Here is an 8,234-nt window from a genome sequence, read left to right as displayed (position 1 = left end):
ACTGGCAGAGTCTGCTTACTTAAGATATTGAACCGCCGTATACGGAACCGTACGTACGGTGGTGTGAGAGGTCGACTAGTCAATTAATGACTAGTCTCCTACTCGATTGGCGATGACGACCTGTCTGAATGCGACGATCGAATCGCTGTTAAGTGCCCGAGGAATGGACAACAAGAGTAAGGTGACGGCCAAAGTCCAGCTCAGAAGGGAAGCGAGTGGGGTAGGGTATTATTTCCAGGTCTATCTTTTCGCTTCGATCGAAGGACTCGATATGGAAAAAGCTGAAACCCTTGTCCGCTCTGCTGAAAAACGCTGCCCGGTATCTAAACTGACTCAGGGCTCTGAAACGATCGAGATTCAAACCGTTCCTTATGAAGGATAACAGGAGAGAATAGAAACAGTTCTGGTAATGGTGAGTACGTTACTGGAGCTGTTTTTTGCTTTTAGAGGATATTAGAAAAAAGTTACTTACTTTTCAATTGTTCAACCAAAAACAGGTGAATAATTGAAATCAACCAAATTAAGTTTATCATATCGAAAAAAATAACTGCCGGGACCTGATCAGTCTCAGCAGCTGTTTATCATTTTAAGTCTTTTACAAATCGATCGGCTGACCGCCGGTAACACCGTAAATCTGTCCCGTAATAAAGCTGGCGTCGTCTGAAGCAAGCAGAACATAGACTGGAGCCAGTTCTACAGGCTGAGCAGCACGTCCGAGTGGTGTGCTTTGTCCGAAGTCAGGAATGTCTCCATCAAGTTTTCCATTATCCAGCTGAAGTGGTGTCCAGATCGGTCCCGGCGCCACACCGTTGACTCTAATCCCTTTAGGTGCAAAGTAGTCAGATAAAGCTAGTGTAAAGTTACTGACGGCACCGTTCGTCGCTGCGTAGTCCAATAGGCTGGTACTAGGGGAGAAGGACTGAACTGAAGTCGTCGTGATGATCGCACTTCCCGGTTCCAGATACTTCTCGGCAGCTTTCACTGTTTCGTAGTAGCTGATGATGTTGACTTTAAATGTATCATTGACCTGCTTCATTGACAGGTCTTCAAGGCTAGGCTGAGCAATCTGCTGAGCAGCGTTCATGACAAGGAGATCCAACGCGCCAAATGCTTCAGCAGTTTTCTCTACAATCTCACTTCCTGATCCGTCTTCTCTTAGATCATAGGGAAGCAGGAGTGCTTTCCTCCCTTCTTTTTCAATTAGATCTTTTACTTCATTCGCATCGCTTTCTTCTCCTGGTAAGAACTGTATGGCTACGTTCGCACCTTCTCGGGCAAAGGCAATTGCCGCCGCTCGTCCGATACCGGAATCTCCACCAGTAACTAGGGCATTACGTCCTTCCAGTCGGTTGTATCCTTTATACGATTCTTCACCTGAATCAGGCTGAGGGTCCATTTTGCTCTGCAGTGCGGGTGTATCCTGTTCCTGATCGGGGAATTTCTGATTATAGAATTTTGTCCGTGGATCTGTTAACTTCCGTTCTGACATTAAGGATCGACTCCTCTTACTATATTTTCCGAAAAGCGGTACTCTCGGATAAACAAATTATAGCAACCCTTTAAACGTGAATCTAACATTAGCGCTTGAGATGCTCTAAAGATTATAAAGAGGCATCGCTTTGGCGATGTTTACCTTATTGAATAGAAGAGGAAGATACATGGATCAGTAATTGAGCCCTTTGAAGTAAGTATGCTGGTTTTATTGCCAACCCAGGGAGCTTTCTCATCTCAGTGGACAGTAAATCAGGTATTATTGCCCACTCACAGCCTATGCACGTTTGGGTGGGTGATAATATGTGAATCATAGCCCACTCAAACGTATTTACTCCTTGAGTAGACATTAATACTGTAATTAGTGACCACCCAACGCAATATCAGACAGTCAGTAGAACAAAGTGAGCTGGTTATTGATTGATAAACTATAAAATCAGCAAAAGGAGTATTATAATAATGTAAAAATCAACTAAATGTCGTTTAAACTTGATAATCAACTAAAAAAGGGTTATACTTCGCGGTATCACTAGATGAACAGGAGGACCACTATGAGTGAAACAATAAAAATCGCCCTGATTTCAGATATCATCGCGTCCAGAAAGATGAAGGAAAGGGAACAGATCCAGAACATTCTGACCTCAATCCTCACCGATATCAACAAAAACTTTAAAGGAGCCATTGAATCGAACCTGACTATCACTTTAGGAGATGAATTCCAAGGCATCGTGAACTCTGCAGAAGCAGCATTTCTGATTATCGATCTCATCTCTCTACGTTTCCAGACTCGAACTAAAGAGGAGATAGGAGAAGAAGTCACATTGAGGTGGGGGATAGGCATCGGCCGGTTGAGCACGCCGATAAAGAATCGCAAGGTCAGCATCGGTACAGACGGCCCGGCATACTGGCACGCCAGGGAAGCCATCGAGTCGGTTCACCAGTACAATGACTATGGCCAGCTGAATGAAAAGCTCGCATCTGATCAGCCGGAAATAGACTTTTTGAACAGCATCATCCGTCTCCAAAATGTGATTAAAAACGACTGGACGATGTCTCAGAAGCAGACAGCTCTAATCATTTTGAATGAAGCAGGCTACGAGGCGTTTACTAATCAGGCCGTTAAAAAAGCGATGACGGATCAGCTGGGTCAGGCTGTCAGTGAGCAGACTGTGAGCAAACGGATCATATCCACCCATATCAAGCAGTATGCCCATTCGAGAAAGCTGGTTGCCGAGAAAATAGAAGACTGGAGGCGAAGTCATGATCATTGAAAGTCTCATCGCCCACCTGATTGGGTACTTCTACTTTACAAAGTATCCGACCTTTCTGGCGCATTCCAAAAATGAAAAAGAACATTCCCAATATTCCTGGGGCATCTTCTTTACAAGTCTGGTTGTTTTCGGACTGATCGATGACATTGGCGATTACCTGCCGTGGCTTTCAATCAGTATCGGTCTGGTTCTAGGGCATGCGTTGTTCAAACATTACATCATGCAGGCCATCGATTTATTCATGAGCAGCACGATCCAGTATAATGCCTCCCATGCGCTCCAAACTTTTTATAGAAAAAACGGACAGATTATTGCCTTTGCGTTGCATCAGATGCTCTTTATCTTCTGGATACTGGGGCTGAATCAGTTTCTTTATGAGTTGTCGGAGCCGTCCATTCAGCTGTTCTTCATCATTATTGCCAGCGGGATTCTGCTTTTAAAAAGCCAAGTATCCGTTCAGTGGATTCAGACGCATAAGAAAACGGTCGGTCAGACTCTGGCATCCTATGTCGTTCTCAGTGCAATTGTGCTGTTCATCAGTCAGCTCATCCTGTCCGTGCTGTCTCCGCTGCAGCTTAACCCAGTCCGGTTCATGATGACTGGAGAGCTGACGGACCCATATCTTCTATTTATCCGGTTCGTATTAATTCTGCTGCTCCTGATGCGGCCGGCCAATCTATTGATCCGGACCTTGAGCGTTCAGTATGACCCGAAAGGGACCCGAAAGACACTGGTCGAAGAAACCACTGAAACCGACCGTACACCTGAAAAAGGAGAGTCCGGATTTAAAGGGGCAGGAGCCATGATCGGGAACCTGGAACGCATCCTGATCTTTCTGTCTTTCCTGAATGGTAGTCTACTGTCAATTGTAGCCATTCTGTCCATTAAAGCATTCGCCCGCTACAAGCTCATAGCGGATGATCCGTACTTTTCTGAATATTTTGTTATAGGGACGATGCTGAGTGTCCTGATTACCTTCTTGAGCTACCTGATCCTGATCGGTTTGTCGGCCTTTTAGGTCAGATGAGCTAATATGTTACAAAGGACCGACAAGCTCGATATAGAATAACTATAATTATTTTATCCTCTCAGTATAGGAAATTCTTAATGGATAAGGTACAATGAAGTTGCATGAAAAAATAATGTGAATTAGAGGAGAATTGTATGACATTTAATAAAATCGAAACCCAGGATCTACCTGATATCCAGTCCGTCGGTTCACTGTATGAACACGATGAAACTGGGGCACAGGTCCTGCACATAGACAATGATGATCAGAACAAGGCCTTCACCATCGCCTTCAAGACCCCTCCATACAACGATAATGGGATCGCTCATATCCTTGAGCATTCGGTATTGAATGGGTCGGAAAAATACCCGTCCAAAGAGCCTTTTGTGGAACTTATCAAGGGGTCACTGAACACCTTCGTCAATGCCATGACGTTTTCGGATAAAACAATCTACCCGGTTGCATCTACGAATGAAAAAGACTTTATGCACCTGGTTGGGGTATACCTCGATGCTGTATTCAGTCCCAAACTGTATACTGACCCGCAGATTCTTGAGCAGGAAGGCTGGCACTATCACCTGGAAAGCATCGACGATGACCTGATTTATAAAGGTGTCGTCTACAATGAGATGAAAGGGGCGACCGCTTCTCCGGAAGGGCAGCTTTATGATCATCTATCAAACAAACTGTACCCAGGAACAACGTACCAGTACAATTCAGGCGGCTTGCCAAAAGCGATCCCCAGCTTGACTCAGGAAGAGTTCATCGATTTCCATACCAAGTACTATCATCCGACAAATTCACTGACGATCGTCTACGGTGACGCTGATCTGTCCACTGTGTTCGATGCGCTGGATGAGTACTTTACTGGAAAAGGTAAAGGAGACGCAGTCGATCTTACACTGACTATTGCTGAACCGGAAGCGAAAGTATTTGAAGAAACCTACTCGATCACTGAAGGTGATGATCCAGAAGGAAAAGACTATCTGGCCTTAGGCTGGCATGTACTGGAACCTGAAGATACATTGGACCTTTACGGCATGAAAGTCCTGGAGGAAATCCTCTTCGGACACAGTCAGGCACCTCTTCAAAAAGCTCTTTTGGATGCTGAGATAGGTGGAGATATCGAAAGTGATGTAGCAGATATCGGGTATCCGACAGCCTTCATTATTTCTGCCAAATATGCAGACAGCAAGAATCTTGACCGATTCAAGGAAGTGACCGAGAGCACACTTAAAGATATCGTCGACAAGGGACTCGACCAGGCTATAGTAAAGGCTGCTTTAAACAAGATTACCTTCCAGACAAAAGAAGCCGTAATTTCTGAGGACAACCCGCGTGGCGTCATTTATGCGATCAATGCCTTGAGCACCTGGCTGTATGACCATTCGCCTTTTGATCGCCTGCAGTTCTCCAAATACCTTGAAGAACTGGCTGAGCTTGCAGAAGACGGATACTTTGAAAAGCTGATCGAACGCAAACTTCTGAATAATACACACCGGGTCGAACTGATTCTGAAAGCTGAACCTGGAAAGAGCGACAAACAGGAAGCACAGACGCTGGAAAGTCTTCAGAAATTCAAAGCCGGACTGTCTGAGGAAGAGCTGCAGGCAATCGTTGACAAGACGCAGCAGCTGATCGAACGTCAGGAAACACCGGACAGACCGGAAGACCTGGAGAAGATTCCAACGCTGACAAGAGACGATCTGACAACGGACGAACCGGACTATCCTCTGGCCATCGATTCATTGTTTGACGGAACGGAATTCTATTATTCCGAGCAGTTCACGTCAGGCATCGATTATGTCAGTCTCTACTTTGACATCAGTGACTTTTCTGCAGATGACTATGCTGCTTTGAGTCTTCTGAGTGATTTACTTGGTGAACTGGACACCGATAAGTACGATGCAGCTGCCCTTCAGACGGAAATGGATACCCACACCGGTGGCATCAACGGAACCGTCACGATATATGAAGATCAGGAAGGCAAGCTCACCCCTTACTTCGTCTTGAGCGGTAAGGCACTGAGTGAACAGCTGACAGAACTCGTTGATCTGATGAAAGAGATCATGACGACTACTCGCTTCGATAATCAGAGCGAGATTCTGAAACAGATCCAGAGTTATATTTCTGATTTTGAGAACCGTGTAAACTTCAGAGCCCATGTCATTGCGGCAAACCGTGCCTTGAGCCAAGTGAAGCCTCTATCTAAGTTGGGTGAACACTTGAACGGCATCGATCAGTTCAATTACTTGAAAGCGACACGTGATGAGCTTAAATCAGAAAATGAGTCTAGCCTGAGCACTGACCTATTAGCCTTACTGGACAAGCTACTAAACAAACGTCGTCTGAATGCCCTATATATTGGAGACAAAGAACAGAGTGTTAAAGTCAAAGAGGCACTGAAAGACGCCTTTGCAGACTTGGAGGACAGTCCTCTAGGGGCAGCGGTCAGCCATGAAGCAGGTAAGAAGCAGAATGAAGCGTTTGTGACCGCACAGGACGTCAACTATGTCGCAGTTGCTGCGGACGCAACGGACCACCTGGAATTTAACGGAGCAACTCAGCTTCTGTCTACTATCTTCAGATATGACTACTTGTGGAACACGATCCGAGTAAAAGGCGGCGCGTACGGCTCGCTTTATATGCATCGCCGAAACGGCAATGTTGCGCTAGCTTCCTACCGGGATCCGAACATCACTAAGACATTGGAAACCTACGCCGGTCTGCCTGATTTCGTCAAGTCGATCGATCTGTCGGAATCTGAACTGCTGAAGTACATCATCGGGACGCTCAGTCCACTGGAACAGCCTAAATCAGCCCGTAATAAAGGGATGACGGCCTTCTCCAGATACAAACAAGGATTGACCAGTGAAGACATCCGACGTCTGAAAGCAGAGATTCTATCTGCAGACGCTCAGTCATTAAATGATCTGGCTGACGCGTATCAGGCGGTGCTTGAGAACCGCTCTGTGGCAGTCATCGGGAACAAGACTCAAATCGATAAGGAAAAAGACCTGTTCGACGCAGTCTATGAACTGTACTAAATCACTTTTAGGGAATGGGGCTGGGAAATAACTAGCTGAATTAGAAGACACCGTCAAATCTAGGAAAAATGATCCTTGATTTGACGGTGTTTTTAATTACTCAGATTTATAAATTATTACTAAAAGGTGACTTTTTTCCCATCCCCTTTTTCATTATTATTATATAATTGGCTTCTACTTTATACTGTCCAGTTCTTTATGTTACACTTCATTTAGATTAAGGAAATGATTAAAGACATGATCAAAAAAAGCATAGCTTAGTTAAATTGAAGGGGGACTCAGACGAGTTGAGAAGGTTATGCCTGACCCTTTGAACCTGTTAGTTCAGACTATCGTAGGGATTAATTGACCATATTTCACTCCCTTATGATGCCTGTCATGACGACTGAGCATCTTTTTTGTTCTGTGTCGATCGAAAGGATGAAAAGATGACCCGACTTGAAGAAATCAGAAAACAGATTAGACAGACAGTCACTGACGTCAAAGAGACGAACCCGATGGCCGGTTCGATTACCAATTCTGTCACGATCAACCTTGTGGCCAATACACAGATCGCAGTAGGCGGATCGGCAGCCATGGTCTACCTCCCGGATGAAGGTCAGTTTCTGGCCAAAGCAGGAGGAGCCACCTACATCAATATGGGAACGATGCTTCCAAATTATGAAGAGACGCTTCCGCTAGCTGTAAAGACTTTGAAAAAAGAGGATAAACCGTGGGTACTGGATCCGGTCGCTATCGGGATAGGCCAACTGCGCACAGCCATGCTGAAACTTTTCAAGGATTACAAACCGGACATCATCAAAGGAAATGCATCAGAAATAATCGCACTTGCAGGATTATGGCATCTTGAAGGAGGGAAAGGTGAATCTAAAGTCAGAGGCGTGGACTCGACCAATCACGTTGATGAAGCAAAAGCCGCAGCTGTATCGATCGCCCGCTGGACAGACGGAGCAGTCATCATTTCAGGAGAAATCGATCTGGTCACTGACGGGGAATATGTGGCTACATGCCGGGGCGGGTCCCATTTCCTCGGAAAAATCACTGGTGGCGGATGTGCACTAGGCGGAGCTGCTTCGATCTATCTGACGTCCAGTACACCGTTCATTGCTGCCTTGACCGCCGTATCAGTCTTCAACCTGGCAGGGGAGCGGGCTGAAGAACAAACCGATGCACCCGCAAGTTTTCAAGTGGCCTTTTTAGATGAACTCTACAAGGCAACACCCGAAGACATTGCAGACTATCATTTTGAAATGGAGGGATTTTAACGTAATTCCGAAAGAAGTCTCCCACTTCTAAACGTATGGGTACGAAGCACCAGTGAAAGTGGGAGATGAATTTCGGTCAAGCGATAGCTTGAAGTGGTTAATGTCATTCTCATTTGGTATACTTTATATATAGACGATAACCAAGTCTATA

General features: G+C 45.4%; 6 protein-coding genes and 1 riboswitch. Of the genes, 5 read left to right on the top strand and 1 reads right to left on the bottom strand.

Annotated elements, in window-relative coordinates; genetic code table 11:
* Positions 1-112 precede the first annotated feature (112 nt).
* Positions 113-382 (top strand): OsmC family protein, encoded by a 270-nt coding sequence (locus ABFX15_RS04020; protein WP_346024214.1) that lies wholly within the window; start codon positions 113-115, stop codon positions 380-382.
* 213 nt (positions 383-595) lie between these two features.
* On the opposite strand, the gene ABFX15_RS04015 is transcribed toward ABFX15_RS04020, so the two are convergent.
* Positions 596-1,489 carry an SDR family oxidoreductase gene (locus ABFX15_RS04015; protein ID WP_091268606.1) on the bottom strand — a complete coding sequence of 298 codons (894 nt, stop codon included), beginning with the start codon at positions 1,487-1,489 and terminating at the stop codon, positions 596-598.
* A gap of 553 nt (positions 1,490-2,042) precedes the next feature.
* On the opposite strand from ABFX15_RS04015, the gene ABFX15_RS04010 reads away from it, so the two are divergent.
* From ABFX15_RS04010 to thiM, 4 genes are all read left to right on the top strand, one after another.
* Entirely contained in the window at positions 2,043-2,762 is a 720-nt protein-coding gene (locus ABFX15_RS04010) for a SatD family protein (RefSeq protein ID WP_346024213.1), read from the top strand.
* Complete coding sequence (locus ABFX15_RS04005) at positions 2,752-3,780, top strand: hypothetical protein (RefSeq protein WP_346024212.1); 1,029 nt, start codon at positions 2,752-2,754, stop codon at positions 3,778-3,780. Before ABFX15_RS04010 ends, ABFX15_RS04005 begins: the two co-directional genes overlap by 11 nt.
* Before the next feature lie 146 nt (positions 3,781-3,926).
* The gene (locus ABFX15_RS04000; RefSeq protein WP_346024211.1) at positions 3,927-6,818 is read left to right on the top strand and encodes an insulinase family protein; all 2,892 of its coding nucleotides are present in this window, start codon (positions 3,927-3,929) and stop codon (positions 6,816-6,818) included.
* Positions 6,819-7,078: 260 nt separating this feature from the next.
* Positions 7,079-7,176: riboswitch (TPP riboswitch) on the top strand.
* Positions 7,177-7,246: 70 nt separating this feature from the next.
* Positions 7,247-8,083, top strand: coding sequence for a hydroxyethylthiazole kinase (thiM, locus tag ABFX15_RS03995; RefSeq protein WP_346024210.1), 837 nt, complete (start codon positions 7,247-7,249; stop codon positions 8,081-8,083).
* Positions 8,084-8,234 lie beyond the last annotated feature (151 nt).

The organism is Alkalibacterium indicireducens, assembly GCF_039522005.1.
Lineage (GTDB): Bacteria > Bacillota > Bacilli > Lactobacillales > Carnobacteriaceae_A > Alkalibacterium > Alkalibacterium indicireducens.
This window is presented reverse-complemented; position numbering and strand designations above follow the sequence as displayed.